The organism is Nocardia terrae, from assembly GCF_009760405.1.
GTDB lineage: Bacteria > Actinomycetota > Actinomycetes > Mycobacteriales > Mycobacteriaceae > Nocardia > Nocardia terrae.
Genome location: NZ_WRPP01000001.1, coordinates 996,854 through 1,023,434, shown reverse-complemented (window position 1 = coordinate 1,023,434; position 26,581 = coordinate 996,854). Strand labels below are relative to the sequence as shown.

Genomic DNA, 26,581 nt, shown 5'->3' with positions numbered 1-26,581 from the left:
CGGATGGTCTGTGACGGGCCTTGCACACCGCCCGCGCCGCCCGCTCGGATGTCGTCAACATCGCGACGCGCGGGCGTAAAGAAAGCGTTAGGGGCAGCTAGTTGACCAGCGCAGACGGTATGAAGTGGAGAGTCCGGCCGCGCCCACGAACGCGCGGCCGGGCACACACACCAGGCATGTATGTAAGGAGACGCCCGTGCCGCACATCGCCGTCACCCTGATGGTGATCTTCGGGTTCATCGGTTGCGCGCTGGTACTGCGCGTACTGGCCGCCGCCGAAGGCACACGCGCACCCGTCCGCACGGCGCAGCAGGGCATCCGCGCACCCCGCGCGATGATGGACGAGTGAAACGCGGCCAACTACGGATCTATCTCGGCGCTGCCCCCGGCGTGGGCAAGACCTTCTCGATGCTGTCGGAAGCGCATCGGCGGTTGGAGCGCGGGCGGGACGTGGTGGCGGCCGTGGTGGAGACCCACGGGCGTTCCAAGACCGCCGAGATGCTCGGGGGAATCGAGCGGATTCCGCCCCGGATGATCGAGTACCGCGGGACCACGCTGCCCGAACTGGACGTCGAGGCGGTGCTGCGGCGGCGACCGGCGGTGGTGCTGGTCGACGAGCTCGCGCACACCAACGTCCCGGGCAGCAAGCACGAGAAGCGCTGGCAGGACGTGCAGGAGCTGCTGGACGCGGGCATCGACGTGGTGTCCACGGTCAATGTGCAGCACCTGGAGAGCCTCAACGACGTGGTCGAGCAGATCACCGGCGTGGTGCAGCGGGAAACGGTGCCGGACTGGGTGGTTCGCGCCGCCGACCAGGTGGAGCTGGTCGACATCACGCCGGAAGCGCTGCGGCGCAGAATGTCCCACGGCAATGTCTACGCCGCCGAGAAGGTGGACGCGGCCCTGCGCAACTACTTCCGCCCCGGCAACCTGACCGCGCTGCGCGAGCTGGCGCTGCTGTGGCTGGCCGACCAGGTGGACGCCGCCCTCGCCAAATACCGCGAGGACCACAAGATCACCAAGACCTGGGAGGCGCGCGAGCGCGTCGTGGTCGCGGTGACCGGCGGCCCCGAATCCGAGACCATCGTGCGACGCGCCAGCCGCATCGCCGCCAAGTCCAGCGCCGAGCTGATCGTGCTGCACATCGTGCGCGGTGACGGCCTGGCCGGCGTCTCCTCGCAGCGCCTGGGCCGCCTGCGCGACCTGGCCACCAGCCTCGACGCCAGCCTGCACACCGTCACCGGCGAGGACGTGCCCTCGGCGCTGCTGGATTTCGCGCGCCAGGTCAACGCCACCCAGCTGGTGCTGGGCACCTCCCGGCGCTCACGCTGGGCCCGCATGCTCGACGAGGGCATCGGCGCCACCGTGGTGCAGGCGTCCGGCAAGATCGACGTGCACATGGTGACCCACGAGGAATCCAACAAGGGTGGCGGATTCCGCTGGTCCTCGCTGACCCGGGGCGAGCGCAAGGTCACGTCGTGGTCGGCGGCCTTCCTGGTGCCCTCGGCCATCTGCGCCGTCACCTACTTCTGGCTCGATCGGCTGCTGGATCTCAGTGGTGAGAGCGCGCTGTTCTTCACCGGCGTCATCGCCGTCTCGCTGCTGGGCGGCGTGGCCCCCGCGGCGCTCTCGGCGATCCTGTCGGGCGTCCTGCTGAACTGGTTCTTCACCGAACCGCGCTACAGCCTGACCATCGCCCAGCTGGACAACTTCCTCACCATCGTGGTGCTGCTGTTCGTGGCCGTCGCGGTGGCGGCGCTGGTCGACGTGGCGGCCAAGCGAACCCGGGAGGCGCGCAAGGCTTCCCGGCAGGCCGAACTGCTGGCCCTGTTCGCGGGCTCGGTGCTGCACGGCGCGGACCTGCAGGATCTGCTCGAGCGCGCCCGCGAGACCTGGGGGCAGGAGGCGGTCAGCCTGATCGCCGACGACGAGGTGGTCGCCTCGGCGGGCGAGGACCCGCCGTCCAAGGTCGACGATTCGCTGACCGCATTGGAGGCGGGCGATGACATGCACTGGCTGCTGTTGCGAGGACGTCCCGTGACCTCCGGGGACCGCCTCGTACTCGGCGCGGTCGCGAATCAGGCGGCCGGACTGGTGCATCAGACGCAATTGCAGGAAGAGGCCAGCGCCGCGCAGGCCGTCATGGAGGCCGACAAACTGCGCCGCGCCCTGCTCTCCGCGGTCAGTCACGACCTGCGCACCCCGCTGGCCGCGGCCAAGGCGGCGGTGTCGAGCCTGCGCAGCGACGATGTCGAGTTCTCCCCCGAGGACACCGCCGAATTGCTGGAAACCATCGAGGAATCGGTGGATCAGCTGACCGCCCTGGTCGGCAATCTGCTGGACTCCTCGCGGCTGGCGGTCGGGGTGATCAAACCGCAGGTGCGCAAGGTGTACCTGGACGAGGTGGTGCATCACGCGCTCATGGGCATGGGCACCCGCGGCATGCGCCGCACCACCATGGACCGGGTCAAGGTGGAGGTGGACGCGCTCTCGGTGCGCGCCGATCCCGGTCTGCTGGAACGGGTCCTGGCCAATCTGATCGACAACGCGGCCCGCTACTCGCCCAGGGATTCGGTGGTGCGGGTCGCGGCGGAGCAGGTCGGGAAGCGGGTGGCCGTTACGGTGGTCGATACCGGTCCGGGCGTACCGACCGGCCTCGAGGATCAGCTCTTCGAACCGTTCCAGCGCATGGGCGACCGCGACACCTCCACCGGTGTGGGGCTGGGACTGTCGGTGGTACGCGGTTTCGTGGACGCCATGGACGGCACCGTGCACGCGGAGCCGACCCCCGGCGGCGGATTGACAATGGTGATCGAGCTGCCCGCGGGCGACGACCCAGCGGGCACGACAGAGGAGAACGGGTGACGAACGCGGCGGCAGCGCCGATCAAAGTGCTTGTGGTCGATGACGAACCACAGATTCTGCGCGCCCTGCGCATCAATCTGTCGGTGCGCGGCTACGAGGTGACCACGGCCTCCACCGGGGCCGCGGCACTGCGGGCCGCCGCCGAGAAGCATCCCGAGGTCATCATTCTCGACCTCGGCCTGCCCGACATGGACGGCATCGAGGTGCTGGCGGGCCTGCGCGGCTGGTCCACCGCACCGGTCATCGTGCTCTCGGCCCGCACCGACTCCTCCGACAAGGTGGAGGCGCTCGACGCGGGCGCGGACGACTACGTCACCAAACCCTTCGGCATGGACGAGCTGCTGGCCCGGCTGCGCGCCGCGGTCCGCCGTTCCGCCAATACCGCCGACGCCGCCGAGCCGGTCATCGAAACCGCCTCCTTCACCGTCGATCTCGCCTCGAAGAAGGTGACCCGGCATGGGCACGACGTGCACCTGACCCCGACCGAATGGGGCGTGCTGGAGATGCTGGTCCGCAACAAGGGCAAGCTGGTCGGCCGCCGGGAACTGCTGCGCGAGGTGTGGGGTCCGTCTTACGCCACCGAAACCCATTACCTGCGCGTGTATCTCGCCCAGCTCCGCCGCAAACTCGAAGACGACCCCTCCCAGCCGAAGCATCTGCTCACGGAGGCGGGCATGGGCTACCGCTTCCAGTCATAGCCCACCCCTCGCCATCCCGGCATGCCCCTCCTCGTCATCCCGGTATATTTTAGCCGGGATCCACACGGCTGCAGTGGATTCCGGCCAGAAGCACGCCGGAATGACGGGGCAGTGTCACATGCTGGGCAATAGATTGGGGGGCTCTCACATGCGAGAGCCCCCCGATCTGTCGGACCCCTCAGCTCGGCAGGGCCGCCGTGTGTTCGGATTTCACGGCGTCGAGTTTGTCGGGGTCCAGGCCGAGGCGAGTCAGGATGGTGGGGGCCACCTGGGTCATCGAAACCTGGTCGGGGACATCGTGCTTCGTGATGCCGGAGCCGATGATCAGCAGGGGGACGTGGCGGTCCTCGGGGCTGGAGCCGCCGTGCTCGGCGATCTTGGACTTGCCCGCGGTGTAGACCGTGCCCTTGGTGCCCGCGAAGAGGTCGGGGACGCGCGCGTCGTCCGCGTTCGCGCCGAAGAACTTGACGGCGTCCGCACCCGCGTACACCTGGTCGGCGTCCACGCCCGCGGCCGTGAACGGCTTCGGGTTGCCGTTGATGTCGGTGCCGGTTCCGTTGGCCTCCAGCAGCTTTCGCTTGGCGAAGGCGACGGCCTCGGGCGAGCGGTCGTTGAGCCACCACAGGATGGCGGCGTCGTCGAGGGAGTGCGCGATCAGCTTCGGGGTCTCGGGATGGGTGGCGGCCCACTCCTTGTCGATCCCGTCGATGATCGGCTTGTCGTCGACGCGGGTCAGGGCGTCCGGCTTGATCGGAGACTGGCCGTGCTTGGCGGTCACCACGATCGTGGTCTTCTCACTCAGTCCCGCCTTGTCCAGCGCGGCCACGAAACGACCGATCTGCTGGTCCACGAAGTCCAGCGAACCCGCCAGCAGCGCACCGGGTTTCCCGTCCGCGGAGTAGCCCATCGACGCGGCCAGCTTCTGGGTGACCGATACCGCCTGGAAGTTCATGCCGAACACCGCCGGTACGCCGACCTGCTTCGCGCCCGAGTGGTCCTTGCCGTCGATCTCGTTGACGACAGCGTCGGCCTTGTAGGTGTCGTAGCGCTTGGTCTGGTCGGGGTCCTTGGTCCAGGCGTCGCCCTTGGGCGACTTGCTGTCGATCTCCGGGGTGAACAGGTCGTCGATCGCCTTGCCGCCCTTGGCGTTCATCATCTGGTACGCCGGGTGCTTGTCCGACCACGCGGTGCGCTGACCGGCCGCGTGCACCACCGAGAAGATGGAGTTCACCTTCAGGTAGTCCGACGGCTGGATCGGCTTGCAGGTGGCCGGATCCACCGGCAGCTTGGCCGGATCCAGCACGGCGCTCGGGTCGTCGGTCATGGCCGTGATGCCGTCGGGCAGACCGGACAGGCCCTGGCCGCCGTCGAGTGCGTCGGTGTTCTTGTCGATCTCCTCGGTCAGCGGGACCTGCGCGCCCTTCTTGGCGGTGGCGCAGTCCTTGGTGCCGGCCGGGAGCAGATCGCGGGCCCAGGTGTCGTCGTAGTAGACGCCGGTGGTCTTCGGGCTGCCGCCGGTGATCATGGCGATCGTGCCGGGGAAGGAGTCGGCCGGGGTCGGCACCTGCGCGTTGGTGTACTGCGCGCCGCGCGCGACCAGCTTGGCCAGCGCCGAATCCTGATGCGCCGCCACATAATCGGCCAGATCCGACTGGTGCATACCGTCGATCGACAGCAACAGCACATGCTGGTCGTGCTTGCCCGAATCCCCGCTACCGCCACACCCGGCGACGGCCAAACCCATCACCGCACACGCACCGGCCGCTGCCAGCCGGTAACCCACCTTGCGCACCTAGCTCAACTCCATTTCCTCACCACCGGCCACCCGAACGAGTGAACCGAGATCCGGAAAGGGTTGCGGGCGCGGGTAACGAGCGGGCGTCGGCCCGGTGATGGGGACGCGAACATTGCCCCGCGGCGGTTACCGCGTCAGGCGCAGGGGCAGCGATTTGAGGCCATTGTTCAGGTTCGAGCGGATGCGCCGGGACTCACCCGTCTGCTCGATCTTCGGGAAACGGGCCAGCAGCTCCTCGAGGAACACCCGGCCCTCCAGCCGCGCCAGGTGCACACCCAGACAGAAGTGCTGGGCCAGGCCGAAGGACAAGTGCGGGTTGGGGTTGCGACGGATGTCGAAGCGCTGGGCGTCGGCGAAGACGTCCTCGTCACGGTTGGCCGAGGTGTACCACATCGCCACCTTGTCCCCCGCCTTGATCGGGACGCCGCGGATCTCGGTGTCGGCGGTGGCGGTGCGCCGGAAGTAGTGGATCGGGTTGGCGACGCGCAGGATCTCCTCCACCGCACCGGGAATCAGCGACGGGTCCGCCCGCAACGCCGCGAGCTGCTCCGGATGTTGCAACAGCAGTTCCAGCCCCGAGGACAGCATGGTCTTGGTGGTGTCGTTGCCCGCCGTCACCAACTGCGTGAAGAAACTGCCGAACTCCAAATCCGACATGGCTTTTCCACCGAACTCTCCCGCCAGGATGAGCGAGGTGAGGTCGGCCTTCGGCTCTTGGGCGCGCCGCGCCATGGCGAACTGAATCGCGTAGATGGCCATCTTGGTCAGCTCGGCCGTCACGTCGAAATCCCCGACCAGCTCCGGATCCTGCTGGCTCGTGGACTGTTCGGCCCACTGCCGAATACTCGGCCAATCCTCCGCCGGAATCCCGAACAACCCGCCCACCACCTGACTGGGCAACACCCCCGCCACATCGTGCACGAATTCCACATCACCGTCGGCACTTTCGAGCAGAGCCCGGCTCAGCTCCCGAACCCTGTCCTCCATCTCACCGATCACCCGCGCCTTGAAATGCTCGGCCAGCGGCTTGCGGTATTCGGTGTGCCGCGGCGGGTCCATCATCAAGATCATGTTCCGGGTCTGCTCGAGCCGCTCGGGCGGCAGATTCTCCAGAAGCACGCCTTGCCGCTCGGCAGAGAACAACTCCGGATTCCGCGCCACATGAGCCACATCCGCGTGCTTGAGCACCGCCCAATACCCCGGCTCCCCCGGCATCTCCTGCCAGTGCACGGGATCGGTGCGCCGCAACTCGGCGAAGATCTCGTGAATCGGCCCGGCCACATAGAGCTCCGGATCGTAGATGTCGGTCACCGTGCCCACGGTCCACCTCGGTATTCACTTGCAGCAACAGGTCTTCCATTCGGACGCTAAACCCTGCGCAGGACAGCCCGACCCGGTTCCACACCCCGATCCCAGTCAGTGGACGATGAAAGCCATGGCTATCGCGGCGATCGTTTTCGACATGGACGGCGTACTCATCGACACCGAACCCATCTGGGAGGAGGTACGGCGCGAGTACATCGACGAGCTGGGCGGGCGATGGCTGGCCGACACCCAGGATCGGTTCATGGGGATGAGCACCGCCGAATGGTCGGAGTACACGAGCAAGGATCTTCTCGATGGCCGCCGCACGCCCGAGCAGGTCGCCGAGGATGTGATCTCGCGCATGGCCGACCGGTATGCCGAGCATCTGCCGCTCATGCCGGACGCGGTCGACACCGTGCGGCGGTTGGGGGCAAGCTACACGCTCGGGCTGGCCAGTTCCTCACCGCGGCGGCTCATCGACGTGGTGCTCGAGCACATGGGTGTGGCCGAGCTGTTCGCGGCGACCGTCTCGACCGAGGAAGTGGAGCGCGGCAAGCCCGCGCCAGACGGGTACCTCGAGGCGGCGGCCCGGCTCGGCATCGACCCGAAACTGTGCGTGGCCATCGAGGATTCCAGCAATGGCCTGCGCGCCGCGCACGCCGCGGGCATGACCGTCATCGCGGTCCCGCATCCCAAGTACCCGCCCGCCGCCGACGCCATCGCGAAGGCATCGTTCGTCGCCGACAGCCTGAAGGACGTCACCCCAGAGCTGCTGGCGGAATTCCGCTGACGACGGCAGCGTTCCGAACGATCGGCAACCAGATGGTTGTCCCGGGTGACCCAATGGGAGGATCTTCCTCATGTCCGAACAGACCGCCGCACCGACCACCGCCGCCACCGCTCAGGCCGACGAACCGGTCAAGCTGTGGGCCGAACGCACCGGCACCCGCGCCTACACCGGCCGCAACAACCGTGGCGCCGAGGTGTCCATCGCGTCCGCGGGCGTGCCGGGTGCTTTCACCCCGGGTGAGCTGCTGAAGATCGCGCTCGCGGGCTGCACCGGGCTCAGCGCCGACTTCACCCTCTCGCGCCGCCTCGGCGACAGCTTCGACGCCACCGTGCACGTCTCCGGCGACGCCGACCGCGAGAACGAGGTGTACCCGGAGCTCAACGAGGAGGTCGAACTCGACCTCAGCGAACTCGACGCCGAATCGCGCGAGCGCCTGCTGGTCGCCGCGCAGCGCGCCATCGACAAGGTGTGCACGGTCGGCCGCACCCTGAAGGCCGGCACCACCGTGAACCTCACCTTCCGCGTCGACGAATGAGCGGTCAGGCGCGGAGGTTGCGGCGCATCGCCCCGTTCATTCGCGAATGGGCACGGCATGAGCGGTGATCCGGTCCGGCTCAGCGCCTGGGTGCACGGGTTCGTCCAGGGCGTCGGCTTCCGCTGGTGGACCCGCTCGCGCGCCCTGGAACTGGGCCTGACCGGCTACGCCCGCAATCACCGCGACGGTCGGGTCCACGTCGTCGCCGAAGGTCCCCGCGACCGCTGCGAAACCCTGCTCGACCTGCTACGTTCCGGTACTACACCGGGTCGGGTAAACCTGGTGGTGGAAGACTGGAACACCGCCCAGGGCGGCATGACAGGATTCGAAGAACGCTAGCGAGCGGCGAGCCCACGGAGTCGACCAATGCCCACTGATCGTCCCGGCAGCCCGGACACCCCGGACCGCCCCACACCCGACCCCGCCGAACCGCCCACCACCCCAGCCGATTCCCCCCACCCCGGCGAATTCCACTACCCCGTGGTGAGCGAATCCGACCCGCCGGTCGGAGCCGACCCGACGGTGCGCAACCCCGCCACCGATCCAGCGCGGGGCGGCCGCGACGAGCCCACCGTCCGATTCACTCCAGGCGAATCCCCCACACCCCAAACGGACCCAACCGTCCAGTTCCCCGACCCCTCCAGCAGCCACAACGAGCCGACCATCCGATTCGCCGCCGGATCCGAGCCCACCCGGGCACGGACCACCCAGCCCGCCTCCGGCACCGGCGGTTCCGGTGACGAGGTCCATGCGGCGGGAGGCAACGACCCCACCGTCCGATTCCAGCCGGGTTCCGGCGCAGGCCACCAGCCCCCGCTATCCGGCGGTCCGACGCCTGGCGGCCATCAGCCCAGACTCCCCCTACCAGGCGAATTCGGGCCCGCCAGTACTGAATCCGCGTCCGGATCGTCCGGCGAACCCGCCTCGGGCGGAAGCCAGCCCCCTCCCGGTGGCTATCAGCCCACCCTCGCGCTTCCGGGCGACTTCGGCTCCGGCGGAGGCGAATCCGCGTCCGGATTGCCTCATGAACCCGCATCGGGCCGTGCCGGTGAGCCGTGGCGGACTCCTGAGACACCCGGTGAAACCGGTAGTGGCGCCGGGCAGCCCGGGGAACCGGGCGGGCATCAGCCGACGCTTCCGTTTCCCGCGGGCTTCGGGACCGAGCAGGCTGGTGGGGAGCCGCATCATCGTCTGGCGGGTGAATTTCATGGCGGTTCCGGGGCTTTCGGGAGCGGTGGCCCGGCGTCCGGGGTGAGCGATGGGCCGCCGCTGCTGGGCGGGGCCGGGCTCGTGTTGCCGGTGCCGTCGGTGGAGCCGGAGGGGGCGGCGGTGCCCGCGCCCGTCGAGGAGGCGCCGCCGCGGCGGCGCGGGAGTATCACCACCCAGGAGGAGGGGATCACCAAGCCGCGGCCGCCCACGGTGGCCGAGGCGCGGGCGCGGGAGAAGGCGCGCAAGCGGGCCGAGGAGCAGGAGCGGGCCGAGGCGGAGGCCGCGGAAGCCAAGCGGCTCAAGAAGAAGCGGCTGCTGGTCGGCGGTGCGGCCGTGGTGGGTATCGCGGCGCTGGTCGGGGGCGGGTATCTGGTGGCCGAGGCGTGGAACGGGCCCGAGGTGACGGCCATGTGCACGGTGGTGGCCAACAAGGGTGAGACGGTGCCGATCGGGAACGGGCAGACCGTCACCGCGACGCAGGACAATCAGGAGGTCGTGGTTCCGGACAACTACTGTTCGGACGCGACCGACCACGGGGACAGCGGAATTCACCCCGGCTTCTTCTTCCTGGCGGGACACTCGTACCGCTACTACTACGGCGGCAGCGGCTCCATCGGGCACGCCCCGAGTGGCGGCAGCACGTCGATACCCAGCGGCGCGACGGTGAAGACCAAGAGCGGCAGCACGATTCAACGCGGCGGACTCGGCGCGAAGGTGCACGGAAAGGGCGGTTCCTAGTGCGGCGGGTGCGCAGCAATCCCCGGCCGGGCTGGCAGCGGATCATCGAGGGCCAGGGTCTGGTCTACGGTTCTCCGGGGCAGTACGCGAACGGCCAGCCCCGCCCGTACTGGGACGAATCGGTGCACTACGAGTTCGACATGGCCGAGATCCTGGCGATGGAGGCACAGGTCGAGGTGCTGCACTCCATGTGCCTGCACGCCGTCGAACAGGTGGTGGTGACCGGTCGATTCGCGGATTTCGGTCTGCCGCAATGGAGTTGGGAACACATCACCAAATCCTGGCACCGCTCCGACCCGCACATCTACGGCCGCTTCGACCTGCGCTACGACGGCCGCGGACCGGCGAAACTGCTGGAGTACAACGCCGATACGCCCACCTCCCTGCTGGAGGCGGCGATCGTGCAGTGGCACTGGCTCACCGACACCCACCCCGACGACGACCAGTGGAACTCCCTGCACGAGAAGCTGGTCGAACGCTGGGGTGAGATGCTCGAGGTGCTGCCGGGCAGTCAGCTGCACTTCAGCTGGTCGAGCGCGGACTCCTCCGGCGAGGACAACGTCACCACCGCCTACATGCAGGAGACCGCCGCCGAGGCCGGCTTCGACACCGTCGCCCTGCCCATCGAGGACGTCGGATTCGACTCGGAACTCCACCGTTTCGTGGATCTGGCCGAAGCGCCCATCGAGGCCATCTTCAAGCTGTACCCGTGGGAATGGGCCCTCGACGACGACTTCGGCCGCCGCGTGGTCGAGTCGCTCCCGGAAACCATGTGGATCGAGCCGCTGTGGAAGACGCTGCTGTCCAACAAGGCGATCCTGGCCGTGCTGTGGGAGATGTATCCCGGCCACCCCAACCTGCTGCCCTGCTACCTCGACGACCCGCACGAGCTCACCGAGTACATCCGCAAGCCCAAACTGGGCCGCGAGGGCGCGAACATGACCATTGTCGGCGCGGGCCTGGAAACCGCCACCGGCGGCGTCTACGGCGACGAGGGCTACGTCTACCAATTGCTCGACCCGCTCCCCGAATTCGACGGCATGCGACCGGTACTGGGTGCTTGGATCGTGGGCGACACCTCGGCGGGACTCGGCATCCGCGAAACCGTCGGCCTCATCACCGACGACAGCTCCACCTTCGTCCCGCACCGCATACCGCAATAGGCCCTGATTCACCCGACCCGGAGGATCACCGATGACCACCGCACTCGCCCTCGAAGCCGGGTACTGGCACTCCCTCGGCCGCGGCGTAGGCGCGATCCTGCTCTACGCCCTGCTCGGCCTGGTGCTGTTGCTCATCGGCTTCCAGACCGTGGACTGGACGACGCCCGGCAGCCTGCGCGCCATGGTGGCGCGCGGCCTGCCGAACGCCATCATCGTCAGCGCCGCGGCCATGCTGAGCACGGCGTTCATCGTGGTCCTGGCCATCTACGCCCAGGCGGGCAAACTGGCCGAGGGCCTGATCGCCACCGCCGTCTACGGCCTGGTCGGCATCATCGCCCAGGTGATCGCCGTCCGCAGCCTCGAATTCGTCCTCGGCATCCAGATCGGCGCGGTCCTGAAGAACCCCGAATTCAGCACCGAGGCCGTCGTCGTCTCCGCCGCCCACCTCGCTATCGGCCTGGTCGTCGCGGTAGCGATCCTCTAGCGCACGCGGGCGTACTTGAGGAAGGCGACGCCGTCTTCGAAGACACGGCTGGTGATCACGCGGAACTTGGACGGTTCCGGGAGGCGGGAGCCGGTGCCGAAGAGCGGGCGGCCGTGGCCCAGGACGATCGGATAGAGCTTCAGGAAGACCTGGTCGATCTCCGGCATGAGGGACTGGGCGAGTTCGCCGCCGCCGCACAGCCAGATGCCGAGTCCCTTCTCGCGCTTGAGTTCCCGCACGCGCGCGATCGGATCCTCGGAGATCAACTCCACATCCGGGGCCGGGTTCTCCGGCAGCGTGGTGGACACCACGAACTGGCGCAGGTGCGCATACGGGCTGGAGGTGCCGGTGCGGACGCCGAAGTCGTGGGTCTTGCGGCCCATGAGGACGGTGTCGAAGTTCTGGCAGGGTTTGTCGACGCCCAGGACCTGACGAACCTTGGTGGGGAGGGTCTCGGGATACTGCGCGATGATCGCCGGCCCGTGGTCACCCCCGACCGGGAAGAAGTCGACCGAGCCCGCATCGGTGGCGATGAACCCGTCGATGGTGGCCGCGACGTAGTAAGTCAGTTTGCGCATCAATTTCCTCCAGTCGGCACAACTGCATGCCGCTAGTGAAAAAGGTAGCGCCTAATCGCGCTCGATAGGGAGGCTCGAGTCGCACCGGATGGCCGGACCGCGAAGAAAACCTGCTGGTCTCAGCCGCGCGGGCGGGGTTGGCAGCGCGGGCAGGAGAAAGACGAACGGTTCATGAACTTCTCCCGGCGCATGATCGCGCCGCAGCGCCGGCACGGCTCGTCCTCGCGCCCGTAGGCGTTGAGCGACCGCTCGAAGTACCCGGATTGCCCGTTGACGTTCACGTAGAGCGCGTCGAAAGAGGTGCCCCCGGCCTGCAACGCCTCCCCCATGACGTGCCGGGTCTCGGCGAGCAGCGCGTGCAGCGCGGGCCCGGTCAGCTTGGCCGCGGGGCGCTCACCGTGAATCTTGGCCCGCCACAACGCCTCGTCGGCATAGATGTTGCCGACCCCGGACACCACGGTCTGATCCAGCAATAGCCGCTTGATCTCAGAGTTCTTGCCGCGCAACGTCTTCACGACCTTGTCCGCGTCGAAGAGCGGATCCAGCGGATCGCGGGCGATGTGCGCGGCGGACTCGGGCACCCAGGTGCCGTCCACCTCGACCAGATCCGAGAGCATCCAGCCGCCGAAGGTGCGCTGATCCACGAACCGCAGTTCGTTGCCGTCGTCGAGCGCGGCGATGATGTGCGCGTGCTTCTCCAGCGGCGCGGTCGCGGGCTGTACCAGCATCTGCCCGGACATGCCGAGGTGCACGACGAGAGAGGTATCGGGCTCGTCGAAGGTGAGCCACAGGAATTTGCCCCGCCGCTGCGCGCCGTCGACGCGCAGACCGGCCAATCGGGCGGCGAGATCGTCCCCGCCGAGCTCGTGCCGGCGCACCGAGCGCGGATGCTTGACGGTCACCCGGTCCAGTACGCGGCCCACCACATGCTCGGCGAGCCCGCGCCGGACGACTTCGACCTCGGGGAGTTCGGGCATCTAGCTCTTGGAGCCGTCCGCCGAACCCTCGGACGCGTTCTCGGCGTGCAACGCCTTGTAGGCCGCGCCCGCGGCCTTCTGTTCCGCTTCCTTCTTGGAGCGGCCCACCCCCTGGCCGTAACCCTGACCACCGATCACCGCGGTGGCGGTGAACTCCTTGTCGTGGTCGGGCCCGGTGGAGGTGATCTCGTAACTGGGCACGCCGATGCCACGCTCGGCGGTCAACTCCTGCAGGCTGGTCTTCCAGTCGAGCCCGGCCCCCATGCGGGGACCGCGCTCGAGCAGATCGGCGAACAGCCGCAGGACCACCGTGCGTGCCACGTCGATGCCGTGCTGCAGGTGCACCGCACCCAGCAGCGACTCCATGCCGTCGGCGAGAATGCTCGGCTTGTCCCGCCCGCCGGTGAGCTCCTCGCCCTTACCGAGCAGGAGATGGCGGCCGAGACCGCCCTCACCGAGACAGCGGGCCACTTCGGCCAGCGCGTGCATGTTGACCACGCTCGCGCGCAACTTGGCCAGCTCGCCCTCGGATTTGTCCGGGTGCTCCAGATAGAGGCGTTCGGTAATGCTCAGTCCGAGCACCGAATCGCCGAGGAACTCCAGGCGCTCGTTGGTCGGCAAGCCACCGTTCTCGTAGGCGTACGACCGGTGCGTCAGCGCTAGGCGCAAAAGCTCCGGTTGTACGTCCACGCCGAGAGCCTCGAGCAGGCTGGCATGGTCTGCTGCATCACCTACGGCGGGAAGATCCGCCGCGTCCTTGCTGGCGGTCACGGTCGGCTGGACGCGAATCAGATCGCGGAAGTGACCTGACGGCCCTTGTAGGTACCGCAGGAGGGGCACGCGATGTGCGGCAGGGTCTTCTGGCCGCAGGCGCGGTTCGGGCAGGTGATCAGGGTCGGCGCGGAGGCCTTCCACTGGCTGCGACGCGCGTGGGTGTTGGCACGGGACATCCGGCGCTTCGGAACGGCCACGACTAGCTCTCCTCTGTCTTGCTTGCGGCACCGTTGTGTCCCGCAAGAGTCGAATCGGTTGATGGGTCCGACACGGATTCCGTATCGGTGGACTCAGCGGCGAAATTCGCGAGTCCGGCCCAGCGAGGGTCAAGTATCTCATGACCGTGGCCGGAACCCGCAATCGCCATCTTGACGCCGCATTCCGGACACAAACCGGCGCAGTCGGGTTCACACAGGGGCTGCAGCGGCAGCTCCAGGCCGACGGCGTCGATGACCACCGGTTCGAGGTCGATGAAATCGTCGACGAGGCGATGGATTTCGTCTTCCTCGGTGGTCTGCTCGGTCGTACTGTCCGGGTAGGCGAACAGTTCGGTGAGCTGCAATTCGAGTTCGTCGGTGAACGATTCGAGGCAGCGCGAGCATTCGCCCTCGATGGGGGCGTAGACCGTGCCGGTGACGAGCACACCTTCGGAGACCGACTGCAGCGTGAGATCCATCTCGATCTCCGCACCCGCGGGCACCCCGACCAGATCGAGACCGATCTTCTCGTCGGCGGTGAAGGTGCGGTGCAGCTCGCGCATGGATCCGGGGGCGCGTCCGAGACTGCGTACGTCCAGCACGAAACCCGCGTCCGTCAGCTTCTGACGATGACGCGAGCCATTACCGGAATCGGCGGACATCACGAACTACCTCACGACTAGGTGTGGAATGGGCAACCACCCCACCTTACCGAAAGGCCCGTTCGCGGCCCAAATTGGCCTCAGCGACGAAATTCGGAGGCGTAATCCGGGATCGAGGAGCCCGAGCGGACCTGGTGGCGGCCGCGGCCGACGATGCGGAGGGTATTGGAGAGGGTCTCCTCGAAGTCGGCCAGCTTGCCGTCGACGTAGTCGTCGCATTCCTGACGGAGACGGTCGGAGTCGGCCTGGGCGGAGTCGATGAGGCGGGCGGATTCGGCGTGGGCGGCGCGGACCACCTCGGTCTGGGAGACCAAGCGTTCCTGTTCGGCCTTGCCGTCGGCGACCGAGCGGTCGTAGGACGCCTGCCCCGCGGCGGCCAGGCGGTCGGCCTCGGCGCGGGCGCGGCCGGTGACGGAGTCGTATTCCTTCTGTCCGTCGGCGACGGTGCGCTCGGCCTCTTCCTCGGCCGAGGCGACGAGGTGCTCGGCATGGGCGCGGGCCTCGGCGACCATGCGGTCGGCGTGCGCCTTGGCGTCGGCCAGGATGCGGTCGGCCTCGTCGCGGGCGGAGGTAACCGTGTGGTGCGCTTGCTCGTTCGCGGTCTTGACGGTGGTCTCGGCGCCGGTGCGGGCGTCGGTGACGATCTTGTCGCGGTGGTCGAGGACGTCCTGGGCGTCGTCGAGCTCGCCGGGCAGGGCCTCGCGGACGTCATCGAGCAGTTCGAGGACCTCGCCGCGCGGCACGATGCAGTTGCGGGTCGGCGGGATGCCGCGGGCCTCTTCGATGATGGCCACCAGTTCGTCGAGCGCTTCGAATACCCGGTACATGTGCTACCCCACTCTCTAGCCAGGACTCACGGCGAGACTCTCCGCTCCCGCCAGTCTGCCAATCTCAGCGCTGTCAACAAGGTCCGACACGGCGTGTCGCGGGTTTTCCGAAACATGGCCTGTTTCACAGACGGCAAAAACAAGTGGAGGGAATAACTCCGCTTGGTGTTTACTTGTAGGGACGAGAACGCAGATGGGGAAAGACAATGGCTGTCCACGAGATTCCGGAGCGGGTCACGATGCCCGTACCAGAACTGGTGCACACCTATGCCCATGGCTCGCAGGCCCTGTACGAGATGCTGTCACAGGGACTCGGGCGGCTCGGCAGTTGGTTGCGCCGCGGCGAATCGGCGCTCGCTCAGCTGATTCGGTTCGCGCTGGTCGGTGGGTTGAGCAATGTCGGCTACGTGCTGCTGTTCCTGGCCCTCTACGGCGGCGGGCCGCAGGTGGCCAATCTGGCCGGATCCATCGTGAGCACCGCGCTCGCCAATGAACTCCACCGCCGCCTGACCTTCCAGGCCGCGGACCGGGTGCGGTGGTATACAGCGCAATTGGAGGGCGGCGCGCTGGCGCTGGCCGGGCTCGCCATCACCTCCGGCGCGCTGGCCATCCTGGAGGTCACCGCCCCCGGCATGGGCGACATCGCCGAAGCCGTTGCCGTGCTGGCCATTACCGCCGCCGTCGGCACCATGCGCTTCCTGACCCTGCGCCTCTGGGTCTTCTGACACCCTCCCCCGAAACCTCGCACCACCGGAGTGAAATCCGCCACTCGGTGCGAGGTTTCGTCGTTCCCGGAATCGACGGAACCCCTCTCGGAATGTCCGCGTCCAACTAAGCATCCGATCGATGAGAGGGGTTCGACATGGATCGAAGGCGCGGATGCCTTGGCGGACGGCGGGATACGACCGCCCCGGGGCCACGGCGACCACTGGGCCGAGTATGCGGATCCTGCGTCCGCAACCGCCGCACACCGCGTCCCCGGCAGGAGGACGAATGACCACCGGACCCGCGACGGCCGAAGCCGCAACCACCGCGGGCGCGGGCACCGGCGCACACGCGGACACCAGCGCGGACGCGAGTACCGGCACCGACGTGAGCTCGAGTAACGGACGGCAGTGCGCCGCAGGCGGAACCCGCCCTACGCCGCACGAGGGGTACGGCGTACGGCGGGGACCCGGGCCGCACAACGCCGGTCGCCCGAGCCCACAGGGGCGGACCGTAGGCACGACGCCCCGGCGCAGCCACACAACACTCGAGCGCGGTACTACCGGCTACGGACGCGGTGACACGACGCCCGAACGTGGCGGTCCGACATCCGGGTGCGGCGACACAACACCCAGGTACAACGACCCGACTTCCGGGCGTGGCGGCACGACGCGCGAAGGTGGTGACACGACGCCCGAACGTGGCGGTCCGACAGCCGGGTGCGGCGACACAACACCCAGGTACAGCGATCCGACTTCCGGGCATGGCGGCACGACGCGCGAAGGTGATGACACGACGCCCGAACGTGGCGGCACAACGCCCAGGTGCGGGGATTCGGGGCTGGGGCGCAGGGAGTGGCATCGGCGGATGGTGGCGGCGGTGGTGGCGGAGATGGCGGCCGGGGCGGTGGTGAGCCATCAGTCGGCGGCGGTGCTCTATGGGACGACCGTGTGGCGTGCGCCGCTGGAGCGGGTGTGCGTCACCCGCAATCGCCGTGGGGGTGGGCGGACCAGGCCGTTGGTGAAAGTGCACGGCTCGCCGGTGGATTCGGCGGTGGCAGTGGAGGGGATGCTGGTCACCACTCCGGCACGGACGGTGGTGGACCTGGCGTTGACACTGCCGTTGGAGGTGGCCGTGGTGGCGGGCGACGCGCTGGCGGGGTCCTTCGGGCTCGGGACCGCCGAACTCGCCGGGGAGCTCGCGCGGGCCAAGGGGCGATACGGCATCAATCAGGCGAAGCAGGTGTTGTCGATGCTCGACGGGCGCAGCCAGAGTATCGGTGAATCGCTGAGCCGCATCATGATTCAGCGGGCCGGGCTACCGGCGCCGCGCTCCCAGGGCAATGTCTTCACCCCGGACGGGCGCTTCGTCGGGCGGGTGGACTTCTATTACGCGGGCGCGGGGGTGGTGTGCGAATTCGACGGGCCGGTCGCGTACGGCCGCCTGTTGCGGCCCGGCCAGGACCTCTCGACCCTCGTGCATCGCGAGCGGATCCGTGAAACCTACCTGCGCACCCTGGGTTTCGAGGTGGTGCGCTGGACCTGGGACGACCTGGTGCACGACCGCGTGGCGGGCCGGTTGCGGGCCGCGCTGGGCGCGCACCGGCGGCCGGCGGACGGGCGGGTCGAGCCCGCTCCCGCGCCGGAGCCGCGGAGTCCCTCCGTTCGCGCGCTGTGACCGCTCGATACCCGTAGGGGCGAAAGGGGTTGCGCCCCTACGGGTGCGGCGTCAGCTTTTGCGTTCGGCGATCCGGGCGAGCAGGCGCTTGTGGACGACCGGCGGGAGGAATTCGGCGACGTCGCCGCCGAGGGCCGCGACCTCTTTGATCAGGGAGCTGGAGACGTAGGTGTAGGCGGGGTCGGAGGCGATGAAGTAGGTGTCGACGCCGCTGAGTTTGCGGTTCATGTGGGCCATTTGGAGCTCGTAGGCGTAGTCGGTGGCGTCGCGCAGGCCCTTGACGATGGCGGTGATGCCCTCTCGCTTGGCGAAGTCGACGAGCAGGCCGCGCCACGATGCCACGCGGACGTTGGGGAGATGGGCGGTTACCTCGCGGATCAGCTCCATGCGTTCCTCGACGGTGAACATGCCCTGTTTATTGGGGTTCACGACGACGGTCACGACCACTTCGTCGAATTGTTCGGCGGCGCGCGAGAAAACGTCGAGATGTCCGTTGGTCACCGGGTCGAAAGACCCCGGGCACAGTGCTCCAGCCATGGCCGCACGCTACCGCATCGCCGTCCGGCCGCCGCGCGAACCCAAAACGGACATTTCAGTCATGCCTGGTCAGCTATGGTTTTGCAACCCCGCATCTGGCCGCCACCTGTTTGCATACTGTTCGGTTTGCTCGCCATGATCGTTCGCAATCGATTGCGAAGCTGCACCGGCAATTTCGATCGATCAGGAAGTACACACATGGCATCGGCATCGTTGGGTCGCAAGATCGCAGTCTCCGTGGCTGCGACCGTGAGCGCCTTCAGCGGCCTGGTGGGCGCGACCGCGTCCGCCGACCCGGGACACGGCCAGGGGGCCGCCCCGGAGCATATTTTCTACATCATGATGGAGAACCAGGGCGACGACGACATCCTCGGCAACACCGCCGACGCCCCCTTCATCAACCAGCTGGCCAACGACTACGGCGTCTCGACCGGTTTCCACGGCGTGACCCACCCGTCGCTGCCGAACTACCTGTCCATGTTCTCGGGCGACTTCCAGGGCATCTGGGACGACTGCAAGGCCGGCGCCGACTCCAAGTGCGCCCCTGAGGAATTCGTCCCCAACTCCGGCGACGGCACCTCCGGCGCCGCGCTGACCCCCGAGCAGATCACCTCCGCGACCAACAAGCCGCACATGTTCGCCGGCAAGAACCTGGTCGACGAGCTCGAGGGCAAGGGCAAGTCCTGGAAGGCCTACATGGGCGCCATGCCCTCGGCCGGCTTCGCGGGTGCGACCGCACCGATCGGCGACACCGGGGTCTCGCTGTATGCCCAGAAGCACAACCCGTTCATGTACTTCTCGGATGTCACGTCCGACAATGCCCGCCTGCAGAAGGTGGTTCCCTTCGAGAACAACTTCGACGCGGACCTGAAGAGCGGCAATGTGCCCGCCTTCACCTGGATCAGCCCCGACCTGTGCCAGGACATGCACGGCATGTCGGCCTCGAACGCCGCGAAGATCAACCAGCCCAAGTGCGCGTACCCGGATTCCGGTGTCTCGCACGGTCCGATTCAGACCGGTGACGCCTACCTGAAGGACACCATCACCAAGATCATGAACTCGGACACCTGGAAGAAGACCCGGTCCAGCATCGTGGTCGCCTGGGACGAGAACGACTACTCCGGCTTCTCCGGCGGCCCGGGCAGCCCGGTCGGCGCCAACGGCGTGGTCCTCGGCGGCGGCGACGCCCCGCTGCTGGTGATCAACTCCGACAAGGTCCACAAGGAGAAGGGCGAGCCCGGCAAGCCCGCTCCGCACCACAAGGTCTCGACCGACGTCACCGACCACTACTCGGTCCTGTCGTCCATCGAGCACCTCTGGGACCTGGGCTGTCTGGCCAACACCTGCCAGCACAAGGCCCCCGAGTCCTTCAAGGACCTGTTCGAGAACTGACGTTCCCGACGCCTTCGAACGATGCCCGCCGTGCCACGCACGGCGGGCATCGCCGTCTTTCATGGCGCTTCGGTCGTATTCGCCGCTCGCGGTTCAGGTTTCGAGGACGGGCGCGAAGCCGAAGGCCGGGACCAGGGTTGGGTCGTTGAATGAGGTGATGCGGGCGATCCTGGCGCCGATCAGGGTCAGGACCTGGATTCCATACGCCTCGTAGTGATCTCCCGTGCGCTTGTGGGCGATGAGGGCGGGTTGGCCGTTGGCGCGGGTGGGGGTGAGGTGCCACAGGTCCGGGCGGATGACGCGGGCGGTGAGGAAGCCGTGTACGGCGGTGCGGCCGGTGAACCAGGTTGGGATGGGGGGCATTTCCATTTCGACGTCGGCACGCAGCAGGGCGAGCAGGGCGGCGTGGTCGGCGCGGGTGAAGGCGTCGACGTAGTCGTCCAGCACCTGCCGCTGGGCTTGTTCGTCCGGTTCGGCCAGGTCGGTCTCGACCGGTCCGGCCTGGGCGAGGCGGGCTCGGGCTCGCCGTAGGGCGCTGTCCACCGCCGTCGGGGTGGTGTCGAGCATGGTGGCGACCTCGGCGGTCCGGAAGGACAGGACATCTCGCAGGGTGAGGACCGCGCGCTGGCGGGCGGGCAGGAGTTGCAGGGCCGCGATGAAAGCCAGTCGCACGCCGGTCCGCCCGGCCACGATCACGGCCGGATCGTCGAACCCGAACAGGGCGTCGGGGGCGGGCTGCAGCCAGGGCACCGTGGGTTCCCGGGCGGCGACGGTCACCCGGTGATCGTCTTGCGGCGCGGCCAGTCCCGACGGCAGGGGTCTGCGGGAACGTCCGTCGAGGGCGGTCAGGCACGCCATGGTGGCGATCTTGTAGAGCCAGGTGCGTGCAGACCGTCTCCACCAAGACCGGCGCGCCCGGGCTGGCCGTGTGGACTCGCACACCTGGCGGCACACCGATACTTGCAGTCCTGCGACCGCTCGGCGGATTCGATCATCAGATCGTGTACGCCGCGCGAATGACGCCGGAGCAGGTAGCTGCATTCGAAGATTGGGAGGCGAAGCAATGACCTCGGAAAACACTGAGTTTCGCGAACTAGCGGAGGCAGAGGAACTCGCCACTGCGGCTGCGTCCGGGGAACTCGTCTTCGGCGAGACACTCGACGCGGATGCGGTGTTGCCTTCGCGTAGCGAAGCGCCCACGAAGGCCGATGACACGCTCGTCGTCACTACGGTCCGTTTGACCGTGCGACAGCGACGCCGCGCCGAGGAGATCGCGACCAAGCGTGGCACCGACCTCGCGACACTCATTCGCGGCTGGGTGGACGAAGGCATCAGCGAGGAGGAGCAGGACTACGCGGTATCCGCCGCCGATGTGAAGCGGATGCTGGCGGGTCTGCGGCGGATCGCCTGACCGCCTGGAATCCGACACCACACGTTTCGAGCGCGGCCTCGAGCACCGAGATTCGGTCGGCGGGTAGCCCGAGAACCCGTCGGCAGCGGCGTTCCGCTGCCCCGCGTCAGGGGTGTGATGAGTCCTGGAGTGCGGCAATGGTTCCGGTGAGCGCGCCCAGGCAGGCCGCGTGGACCTGGTCTCGGGTGAGGTTCCGGTGTTCGAGCCATTCCAGGCACAGCGTGTGGACGAACATGAGCCAGGAGGTGAGGACCGCGGACATGGCGGCGCGTTGGGGGCCGGTCAGGCCGGTGGCGGCGAGGACGGCGTCGTGCATGGCGGTGTGGTCGCCGAAGACGATGGCCTGCACGACCGGGTCGCCGGACAGGTCGCGGTTGGCGGCCAGGACGGTGTGGCGGTTGGCGGCGAAGTAGTCGAGGTGGGCGTCGAGTCCGGCGGCTACCTCGTCGGCCAGGGGCCGTTCGGGATCGATGCGGACCTGGGCTTGCAGCTGTTCGGCGGCGCGCTGGTAGATGGCCGCGAACAGGGCGCTCTTCTTGGGGAAGTGCCGGTAGAGCAGGGCGCGGGAAATGCCCGCGCGGTCGGCGATCTGGTCCATCTGGACCTGTTCGTAGGGCAGTTCGGCGAACATCCGCGCGCCGACGTCGAGCAGCTCGGCTCGGCGCTGGTCGGGCGTGAGTCGGCGGCGCGGCGGCATCGCTCCACCATAGTTGACGCGTGTGTACTAACGCGCTTAGGCTGATCTTCACTAGTAGACACACGTGTACTAGTGTCGACGCCACCTCGAGGAGGCGGTCATGAAGGCCGTATTGCGTTGGTTTCTCGTTGTTTTCGGTATCGCCGACATCCTGATCGCCCTGGCGCACATCCTGATCGGGCCGGGCACGATCATCGGGGCGAACACCCCGAACGCCACCCTGGACGGCGACGTGCGGTTCTCCATGGTGCTGTTCCTGGCCTACGGCGTCCTCTGCGTATGGGCCGCAAGCGATCTGGACCGGCACGCCGGCCTGATCCACCTACTGATGCTGGTGTTCTTCGCCGGCGGTCTGGTACGCCTGCTGACCGTCGCGTACGTCGGCTGGCCGCACCCGTTCTACATCGCCATGATCGTCGTCGAACTGGCCGTACCGCTGATCTATATCCCACTGCTGCAGAACGTCACCGGGCGTCCGGTGCGCGCGGCACTGGCCCGTCAGGGCTGATCGCCGTATTCGGCGAGGTCGATTCGAGTCTCGCCGTACGTGCGGGATTTCAGGGGTGAGTAGCCGTCGGGCCAGGCGAGTTCCGGGGAGCGCGTGGAGCGTTCGACGACGATGAGGGCGTCGTCGTGGAGCCAGCCGTTGCCGGCCAGAGCCCGGAGGTCGGAGTGGACTTCGGCCACGTCGAGGTCGTAGGGCGGGTCGGAGAAGACGAGATCGTAGCGCTCCGGCGGGGTGCCCGTCAGCACGCTGGTCACCGAGTTCTGCCGCAGTTCCGCGCCGGGGAGGCCGAGGTCGCCGATATTGCCGCGGATGATGGCGGCGGCCTTGCGGTCGGCCTCCACCAGCAGGGCGTGGGAAGCGCCGCGCGACAACGCTTCCAGGGCCAGCGCGCCCGAGCCCGCGTAGAGGTCGAGGACGTGCAGGCCGTCGAAGTCCATGCGGGCGTGCAGGAGTGAGAACAGCGCCTCGCGGACGCGGTCGGAGGTGGGGCGGGTGCCCGCCGGGGGGACGCGTAGGCGTCGGCCCCCGGCGGTACCTGCCACGATGCGGGTCATTCGGCGGCGGCCTCGGTGAGGTTGACGTCGACGAGCAGGTCGCCGCCCTCCACCTGCTGGACCTTGGCGATGGCGACGCGGCGCACGGTACCGCCGCGCGGGGCGGTGATGGCCGCCTCCATCTTCATGGCCTCGATGGTGCCGATGGTGTCACCGGCGGCGATCGAATCGCCTTCGGAGACAGCGAGGGTGACCACACCCGCGAACGGGGCGGCGACATGGCCCGGGTTGGTCTTGTCGGCCTTCTCGGCGGTGGGGATCTCGCTGGCGATGGACCGGTCGCGCACCATGATCGGGCGCAGCTGCCCGTTGAGGATGCACATGACCGTGCGCATGCCGCGCTCGTCGGGCTCGGAGATGGCTTCCAGGCCGATGAGCAGGGTGACGCCCTTGTCGAGCTGGACGTGGTGTTCCTCGTCGTGGCGCAGGCCGTAGAAGAACTGGTTCGCCGACAGCCCAGTGGTGTCGCCGAACTTCTCACGGTGCGCGAGGAATTCGGAGGCGGGTCCGGGGAACAGCAGCCGGTTCAAGGTGGCCCGGCGCTCGGCGGCGGTGCCGTTCAGTCCGGCCTCGTCGACCGCGGTCAGCTGGGTCTCCGGCTTGGCCGGTCCGCGACCCGCGAGCGCCCGGCTGCGGAAGGGCTCGGGCCAGCCGCCGGCGGGGGTGCCGAGTTCGCCGCGCAGGAAACCGATCACGGAGTCCGGGATGTCGTAGCGGCCCGGGTCGGAGGCGAAGTCCTCGACGTCGACGCCGCTGCCGACCAGCGCCAGCGCCAGGTCGCCGACCACCTTGGAGGACGGGGTGACCTTGACCAGGCGGCCCAGCATCCGGTCGGCGGCAGCGTATTTCGCCTCGACCTCCTCGAACTGGTCACCCAGTCCGAGCGCGATGGCCTGCTGGCGCAGGTTCGACAGCTGCCCGCCCGGAATCTCGTGGGTGTAGACGCGGCCGGTCGGGCCCGGCAGCCCGGACTCGAAGGGCGCGTACACCTTGCGCAGCGCCTCCCAGTACGGCTCGAGGTCGCACACGTGCTGCAGGTTCAGCCCGGTGTCGTAGGGCGAATTGGCCGCCGCCGCAACGATGGCCGACAAAGCAGGCTGAGAAGTCGTGCCCGCCATGGGCGCCGACGCACCGTCGACCGCGTCCGCCCCGGCCTGCCAGGCGGCGAGATAGGTCGCGAGCTGGCCGCCGGGGGTGTCGTGGGTGTGCACGTGCACGGGCAGATCGAATTCCCGGCGCAGCGCGGTGACCAGGGTGTGCGCGGCGGGCGCGCGCAGCAGTCCGGCCATGTCCTTGATGCCGATGACGTGCGCCCCGGCGTCGACGATCTCCTCGGCGAGCTTGAGGTAGTAGTCGAGGGTGTAGAGGTTCTCGTTCGGGTTGGACAGGTCGCCGGTGTAGCTCATCGCGACTTCGGCCAGGGCCGTACCGGTTTCGCGCACCGCGTCGATGGCCGGGCGCATCTGGTCGACATTGTTGAGCGCGTCGAAGATGCGGAAGATGTCGATGCCGGTGGCGGTGGCCTCGGAAACGAATGCGCGCGTGACCTTCTCGGGGTACGGCGTGTAGCCGACGGTGTTGCGCCCGCGCAGCAGCATCTGCAGGTTGATATTGGGCACGGCCTCGCGCAGCGCGGCCAGGCGCTCCCACGGGTCCTCGAAGAGGAACCGCAGCGCCACGTCATAGGTTGCGCCGCCCCAGCATTCGATGGACAGCAGCTCCGGGGTCAGCCGCGCCACATGCCCGGCGACATCGAGCAGGCCGTTGGTGCGCACGCGGGTGGCCAGCAGCGACTGGTGCGCGTCACGGAAGGTGGTGTCGGTGACGGCCACGCCCTCGCGATCACGCAGCCACTGTGCGAACCCCTCCGGCCCGAGCTCCAGCAGCTTCTGCCGGGTGCCCGGCGGCGGAGGCTGGGTCATATCGAGCGCGGGCAGCTTGTCGTGCGGGTACACCTTGGTCGGCCGCGAGCCGTGCGGCTTGTTCACGGTGACGTCGGCGAGGTAGTTCAGGATCTTCGTGCCGCGGTCGGCCGAGCTCTTGAGGGTGAGCAGCTGCGGCCGCTCGTCGATGAACGAGGTGGTCACCTTGCCCGCGCGGAAGTCCGGATCGTCCAGCACCGCCATCAGGAACGGAATGTTGGTCGTCACGCCCCGGATACGGAATTCGGCGACCGCGCGCCGGGCCCGGGCGACCGCGGTGGCGAAATCGCGTCCGCGGCAGGTCAGCTTGACCAGCATGGAGTCGAAGTAGGCCCCGACCTCCGCACCGACGTTCGCACCGCCGTCGAGGCGCACGCCCGCGCCGCCGGGCGAACGGTAGCCGGTGATGCGGCCGGTGTCGGGCCGGAAGCCGTTGGCCGGGTCCTCGGTGGTGATGCGGCACTGCAGGGCCGCGCCGCGAATGTGGATGCCGTCCTGGCTCAGTCCCAGATCGGCCAGGCTCTCCCCCGCCGCGATGCGCAGCTGCGACTGCACCAGGTCGACGTCGGTGATCTCCTCGGTCACCGTGTGCTCCACCTGGATTCGCGGGTTCATCTCGATGAACACGTGATTGCCGCGCTCGTCGAGCAGGAATTCCACGGTGCCCGCGCAGGAGTAGCCGATCTGCCGGGCGAAGGCCACCGCGTCGGCGCAGATGCGTTCGCGCAGTGCGGGATCCAGGTTGGGCGCGGGCGCGAGCTCGATCACCTTCTGGTGGCGGCGCTGCAGCGAGCAGTCGCGCTCGAACAAGTGGATGACATTGCCCTGCTGGTCGGCGAGGATCTGCACCTCGATGTGGCGGGGGTTGACCACCGCCTGCTCGAGGAACACCGTCGCGTCGCCGAAGGCGGATTCGGCCTCGCGCGCGGCGGCCTCGATGGACTCGCGCAGCTGGGCCGGGTCGGCGACGCGCCGCATGCCGCGCCCGCCACCGCCGGCGACGGCCTTGACGAAGAGCGGGAACTCCATCTCCTCGGCGGCGGCCACGAGCGCGTCCACATCCGAGGAGGGTTCGCTCGAGCGCAGCACCGGCAGTCCGGCGGCCTTGGCGGCGGCGATGGCACGCGCCTTGTTACCGGTCAGTTCCAGCACGGTCGAGGACGGGCCGATGAAGGTGATCCCCTCGCGGGCGCAGGCGGCGGCCAGGTCCGGGTTCTCCGACAGGAATCCGTAACCCGGGTAGACGGCGTCCGCGCCGGCGCTCTTGGCGGCCTTGATGATCTCCTCGATGGACAGGTACGCCCGCACCGGATGTCCGGGCTCACCGATCTGGTAGGCCTCGTCGGCCTTGAGCCGGTGCACCGAGTTGCGGTCCTCGTACGGAAAGACCGCGACGGTACCGATGCCGAGTTCGTAGGCCGCGCGGAAGGCGCGAATGGCGATCTCGCCGCGGTTGGCGACCAGGACTTTGGAGAACATGCGTAGAAGGTACCTGCCCGCGGATACGGATCGGGCATCGAAGTCCCGTTCGGTGCAATCTTCACAGTCCGGACTTCTCTGTTGCGAATTTGTGTTAATCAC

Annotated in this window: 27 protein-coding genes; 14 read left to right on the top strand and 13 right to left on the bottom strand. The window is 68.2% G+C overall.

Annotated features, from left to right (window positions below; translation table 11 throughout):
• Window positions 1–196 precede the first annotated feature (196 nt).
• The 3 genes from GPX89_RS04690 to GPX89_RS04680 are packed head-to-tail and all read left to right on the top strand — an operon-like array spanning window position 197 to window position 3,563.
• Window positions 197–349 (top strand): hypothetical protein, encoded by a 153-nt coding sequence (locus GPX89_RS04690; RefSeq protein ID WP_157355303.1) that lies wholly within the window; start codon window positions 197–199, stop codon window positions 347–349.
• Window positions 346–2,865: a sensor histidine kinase KdpD gene (locus tag GPX89_RS04685; RefSeq protein ID WP_328601503.1), complete on the top strand. Its 2,520-nt coding sequence runs from the start codon at window positions 346–348 to the stop codon at window positions 2,863–2,865. Before GPX89_RS04690 ends, GPX89_RS04685 begins: the two co-directional genes overlap by 4 nt.
• Entirely contained in the window at window positions 2,862–3,563 is a 702-nt protein-coding gene (locus tag GPX89_RS04680) for a response regulator (protein WP_328601502.1), read from the top strand. Before GPX89_RS04685 ends, GPX89_RS04680 begins: the two co-directional genes overlap by 4 nt.
• 178 nt (window positions 3,564–3,741) lie before the next feature.
• Here GPX89_RS04680 and GPX89_RS04675 read toward each other — a convergent pair whose 3' ends face one another.
• On the bottom strand, window positions 3,742–5,355 hold the full coding sequence (locus GPX89_RS04675) for an alkaline phosphatase family protein (protein ID WP_328601501.1): 1,614 nt from the start codon (window positions 5,353–5,355) through the stop codon (window positions 3,742–3,744).
• Between the two features lie 129 nt (window positions 5,356–5,484).
• The gene (locus tag GPX89_RS45765) at window positions 5,485–6,669 is read right to left on the bottom strand and encodes a cytochrome P450 (protein ID WP_198347257.1); all 1,185 of its coding nucleotides are present in this window, start codon (window positions 6,667–6,669) and stop codon (window positions 5,485–5,487) included.
• A 124-nt stretch (window positions 6,670–6,793) separates the two neighbouring features.
• Here GPX89_RS45765 and GPX89_RS04665 point away from each other — a divergent pair, with 124 nt between their 5' ends.
• From GPX89_RS04665 to GPX89_RS04640, 6 genes are all read left to right on the top strand, one after another.
• Window positions 6,794–7,453, top strand: a complete 660-nt coding sequence (locus GPX89_RS04665) for an HAD family hydrolase (RefSeq protein ID WP_157355302.1) — start codon at window positions 6,794–6,796, stop codon at window positions 7,451–7,453.
• A gap of 70 nt (window positions 7,454–7,523) precedes the next feature.
• Entirely contained in the window at window positions 7,524–7,988 is a 465-nt protein-coding gene (locus GPX89_RS04660; protein ID WP_157355301.1) for an OsmC family protein, read from the top strand.
• A 57-nt stretch (window positions 7,989–8,045) separates the two neighbouring features.
• On the top strand, window positions 8,046–8,327 hold the full coding sequence (locus GPX89_RS04655; RefSeq protein ID WP_157355300.1) for an acylphosphatase: 282 nt from the start codon (window positions 8,046–8,048) through the stop codon (window positions 8,325–8,327).
• A gap of 27 nt (window positions 8,328–8,354) precedes the next feature.
• Window positions 8,355–9,935, top strand: a complete 1,581-nt coding sequence (locus GPX89_RS44310) for a hypothetical protein (RefSeq protein ID WP_157355299.1) — start codon at window positions 8,355–8,357, stop codon at window positions 9,933–9,935.
• Window positions 9,935–11,098 (top strand): glutathionylspermidine synthase family protein, encoded by a 1,164-nt coding sequence (locus tag GPX89_RS04645; protein ID WP_328601500.1) that lies wholly within the window; start codon window positions 9,935–9,937, stop codon window positions 11,096–11,098. Before GPX89_RS44310 ends, GPX89_RS04645 begins: the two co-directional genes overlap by 1 nt.
• A 31-nt stretch (window positions 11,099–11,129) precedes the next feature.
• On the top strand, window positions 11,130–11,582 hold the full coding sequence (locus tag GPX89_RS04640) for a DUF350 domain-containing protein (RefSeq protein WP_157355298.1): 453 nt from the start codon (window positions 11,130–11,132) through the stop codon (window positions 11,580–11,582).
• Here GPX89_RS04640 and GPX89_RS04635 read toward each other — a convergent pair.
• The 6 genes from GPX89_RS04635 to GPX89_RS04610 form a co-directional block, all read right to left on the bottom strand.
• Complete coding sequence (locus tag GPX89_RS04635; RefSeq protein WP_157355297.1) at window positions 11,579–12,160, bottom strand: dihydrofolate reductase family protein; 582 nt, start codon at window positions 12,158–12,160, stop codon at window positions 11,579–11,581. The two genes, GPX89_RS04640 and GPX89_RS04635, sit on opposite strands and share 4 nt — an antisense overlap.
• A 119-nt stretch (window positions 12,161–12,279) precedes the next feature.
• Complete coding sequence (mutM, locus tag GPX89_RS04630) at window positions 12,280–13,137, bottom strand: bifunctional DNA-formamidopyrimidine glycosylase/DNA-(apurinic or apyrimidinic site) lyase (protein WP_157355296.1); 858 nt, start codon at window positions 13,135–13,137, stop codon at window positions 12,280–12,282.
• A complete protein-coding gene (gene rnc, locus GPX89_RS04625; protein WP_328601499.1) occupies window positions 13,138–13,908 on the bottom strand; it encodes a ribonuclease III in 771 nt (256 codons plus the stop codon). It lies immediately after the preceding gene.
• A gap of 17 nt (window positions 13,909–13,925) precedes the next feature.
• Complete coding sequence (gene rpmF / locus GPX89_RS04620; protein ID WP_040811046.1) at window positions 13,926–14,108, bottom strand: 50S ribosomal protein L32; 183 nt, start codon at window positions 14,106–14,108, stop codon at window positions 13,926–13,928.
• Window positions 14,109–14,110: 2 nt separating this feature from the next.
• Window positions 14,111–14,770, bottom strand: coding sequence for a YceD family protein (locus GPX89_RS04615; RefSeq protein WP_157355295.1), 660 nt, complete (start codon window positions 14,768–14,770; stop codon window positions 14,111–14,113).
• Between the two features lie 80 nt (window positions 14,771–14,850).
• Window positions 14,851–15,597, bottom strand: a complete 747-nt coding sequence (locus GPX89_RS04610) for a DivIVA domain-containing protein (protein ID WP_157355294.1) — start codon at window positions 15,595–15,597, stop codon at window positions 14,851–14,853.
• 296 nt (window positions 15,598–15,893) lie between these two features.
• Between GPX89_RS04610 and GPX89_RS04605 the strand changes: the two genes are divergently transcribed.
• Window positions 15,894–16,322: a GtrA family protein gene (locus GPX89_RS04605; protein WP_456237923.1), complete on the top strand. Its 429-nt coding sequence runs from the start codon at window positions 15,894–15,896 to the stop codon at window positions 16,320–16,322.
• An 847-nt stretch (window positions 16,323–17,169) separates the two neighbouring features.
• Window positions 17,170–17,979 carry a PDDEXK family nuclease gene (locus GPX89_RS04600; RefSeq protein WP_157355293.1) on the top strand — a complete coding sequence of 270 codons (810 nt, stop codon included), beginning with the start codon at window positions 17,170–17,172 and terminating at the stop codon, window positions 17,977–17,979.
• Window positions 17,980–18,030: 51 nt separating this feature from the next.
• Here the strand turns inward: GPX89_RS04600 and coaD are convergent, their stop codons facing one another.
• Window positions 18,031–18,516, bottom strand: a complete 486-nt coding sequence (gene coaD / locus GPX89_RS04595) for a pantetheine-phosphate adenylyltransferase (protein WP_157355292.1) — start codon at window positions 18,514–18,516, stop codon at window positions 18,031–18,033.
• A gap of 237 nt (window positions 18,517–18,753) precedes the next feature.
• Between coaD and GPX89_RS04590 the strand changes: the two genes are divergently transcribed.
• Window positions 18,754–19,908, top strand: a complete 1,155-nt coding sequence (locus tag GPX89_RS04590; RefSeq protein WP_157355291.1) for an alkaline phosphatase family protein — start codon at window positions 18,754–18,756, stop codon at window positions 19,906–19,908.
• Between the two features lie 93 nt (window positions 19,909–20,001).
• On the opposite strand, the gene GPX89_RS04585 is transcribed toward GPX89_RS04590, so the two are convergent.
• On the bottom strand, window positions 20,002–20,949 hold the full coding sequence (locus GPX89_RS04585) for an RNA polymerase subunit sigma-70 (protein WP_268893246.1): 948 nt from the start codon (window positions 20,947–20,949) through the stop codon (window positions 20,002–20,004).
• Window positions 20,950–20,971: 22 nt separating this feature from the next.
• Here GPX89_RS04585 and GPX89_RS04580 point away from each other — a divergent pair, with 22 nt between their 5' ends.
• Entirely contained in the window at window positions 20,972–21,319 is a 348-nt protein-coding gene (locus GPX89_RS04580; RefSeq protein ID WP_157355289.1) for a hypothetical protein, read from the top strand.
• A 106-nt stretch (window positions 21,320–21,425) separates the two neighbouring features.
• On the opposite strand, the gene GPX89_RS04575 is transcribed toward GPX89_RS04580, so the two are convergent.
• Window positions 21,426–22,016, bottom strand: coding sequence for a TetR/AcrR family transcriptional regulator (locus GPX89_RS04575; protein ID WP_157355288.1), 591 nt, complete (start codon window positions 22,014–22,016; stop codon window positions 21,426–21,428).
• 100 nt (window positions 22,017–22,116) lie between these two features.
• Here GPX89_RS04575 and GPX89_RS04570 point away from each other — a divergent pair, with 100 nt between their 5' ends.
• Window positions 22,117–22,524, top strand: a complete 408-nt coding sequence (locus GPX89_RS04570; RefSeq protein ID WP_157355287.1) for a DUF4345 domain-containing protein — start codon at window positions 22,117–22,119, stop codon at window positions 22,522–22,524.
• Here GPX89_RS04570 and rsmD read toward each other — a convergent pair.
• Together rsmD and GPX89_RS04560 are read right to left on the bottom strand one after the other, a co-directional pair.
• Entirely contained in the window at window positions 22,515–23,078 is a 564-nt protein-coding gene (gene rsmD / locus GPX89_RS04565) for a 16S rRNA (guanine(966)-N(2))-methyltransferase RsmD (protein ID WP_157355286.1), read from the bottom strand. The genes GPX89_RS04570 and rsmD overlap by 10 nt on opposite strands.
• Window positions 23,075–26,479 carry a pyruvate carboxylase gene (locus GPX89_RS04560; RefSeq protein WP_157355285.1) on the bottom strand — a complete coding sequence of 1,135 codons (3,405 nt, stop codon included), beginning with the start codon at window positions 26,477–26,479 and terminating at the stop codon, window positions 23,075–23,077. Before GPX89_RS04560 ends, rsmD begins: the two co-directional genes overlap by 4 nt.
• Window positions 26,480–26,581 lie beyond the last annotated feature (102 nt).

Excerpts from the sequence above, each read along its gene's own strand:
- GPX89_RS04605 (WP_456237923.1), top strand. The coding sequence starts at position 15,894 with ATGCTGTCACAGGGACTCGGGCGGCTCGGCAGTTGGTTGCGCCGCGGC.
- GPX89_RS44310 (WP_157355299.1), top strand. The coding sequence starts at position 8,355 with ATGCCCACTGATCGTCCCGGCAGCCCGGACACCCCGGACCGCCCCACA.
- GPX89_RS04585 (WP_268893246.1), bottom strand. The coding sequence starts at position 20,949 with ATGCAGCTACCTGCTCCGGCGTCATTCGCGCGGCGTACACGATCTGAT.
- GPX89_RS04570 (WP_157355287.1), top strand. The coding sequence starts at position 22,117 with ATGAAGGCCGTATTGCGTTGGTTTCTCGTTGTTTTCGGTATCGCCGAC.
- GPX89_RS04665 (WP_157355302.1), top strand. The coding sequence starts at position 6,794 with ATGGCTATCGCGGCGATCGTTTTCGACATGGACGGCGTACTCATCGAC.
- GPX89_RS04600 (WP_157355293.1), top strand. The coding sequence starts at position 17,170 with ATGGTGGCGGCGGTGGTGGCGGAGATGGCGGCCGGGGCGGTGGTGAGC.
- GPX89_RS04635 (WP_157355297.1), bottom strand. The coding sequence starts at position 12,160 with ATGCGCAAACTGACTTACTACGTCGCGGCCACCATCGACGGGTTCATC.
- GPX89_RS04575 (WP_157355288.1), bottom strand. The coding sequence starts at position 22,016 with ATGCCGCCGCGCCGCCGACTCACGCCCGACCAGCGCCGAGCCGAGCTG.
- mutM (WP_157355296.1), bottom strand. The coding sequence starts at position 13,137 with ATGCCCGAACTCCCCGAGGTCGAAGTCGTCCGGCGCGGGCTCGCCGAG.
- GPX89_RS04615 (WP_157355295.1), bottom strand. The coding sequence starts at position 14,770 with ATGTCCGCCGATTCCGGTAATGGCTCGCGTCATCGTCAGAAGCTGACG.
- GPX89_RS04610 (WP_157355294.1), bottom strand. The coding sequence starts at position 15,597 with ATGTACCGGGTATTCGAAGCGCTCGACGAACTGGTGGCCATCATCGAA.
- rsmD (WP_157355286.1), bottom strand. The coding sequence starts at position 23,078 with ATGACCCGCATCGTGGCAGGTACCGCCGGGGGCCGACGCCTACGCGTC.
- GPX89_RS04560 (WP_157355285.1), bottom strand. The coding sequence starts at position 26,479 with ATGTTCTCCAAAGTCCTGGTCGCCAACCGCGGCGAGATCGCCATTCGC.
- GPX89_RS04580 (WP_157355289.1), top strand. The coding sequence starts at position 20,972 with ATGACCTCGGAAAACACTGAGTTTCGCGAACTAGCGGAGGCAGAGGAA.
- coaD (WP_157355292.1), bottom strand. The coding sequence starts at position 18,516 with ATGGCTGGAGCACTGTGCCCGGGGTCTTTCGACCCGGTGACCAACGGA.
- GPX89_RS04640 (WP_157355298.1), top strand. The coding sequence starts at position 11,130 with ATGACCACCGCACTCGCCCTCGAAGCCGGGTACTGGCACTCCCTCGGC.
- GPX89_RS04655 (WP_157355300.1), top strand. The coding sequence starts at position 8,046 with ATGAGCGGTGATCCGGTCCGGCTCAGCGCCTGGGTGCACGGGTTCGTC.
- GPX89_RS04660 (WP_157355301.1), top strand. The coding sequence starts at position 7,524 with ATGTCCGAACAGACCGCCGCACCGACCACCGCCGCCACCGCTCAGGCC.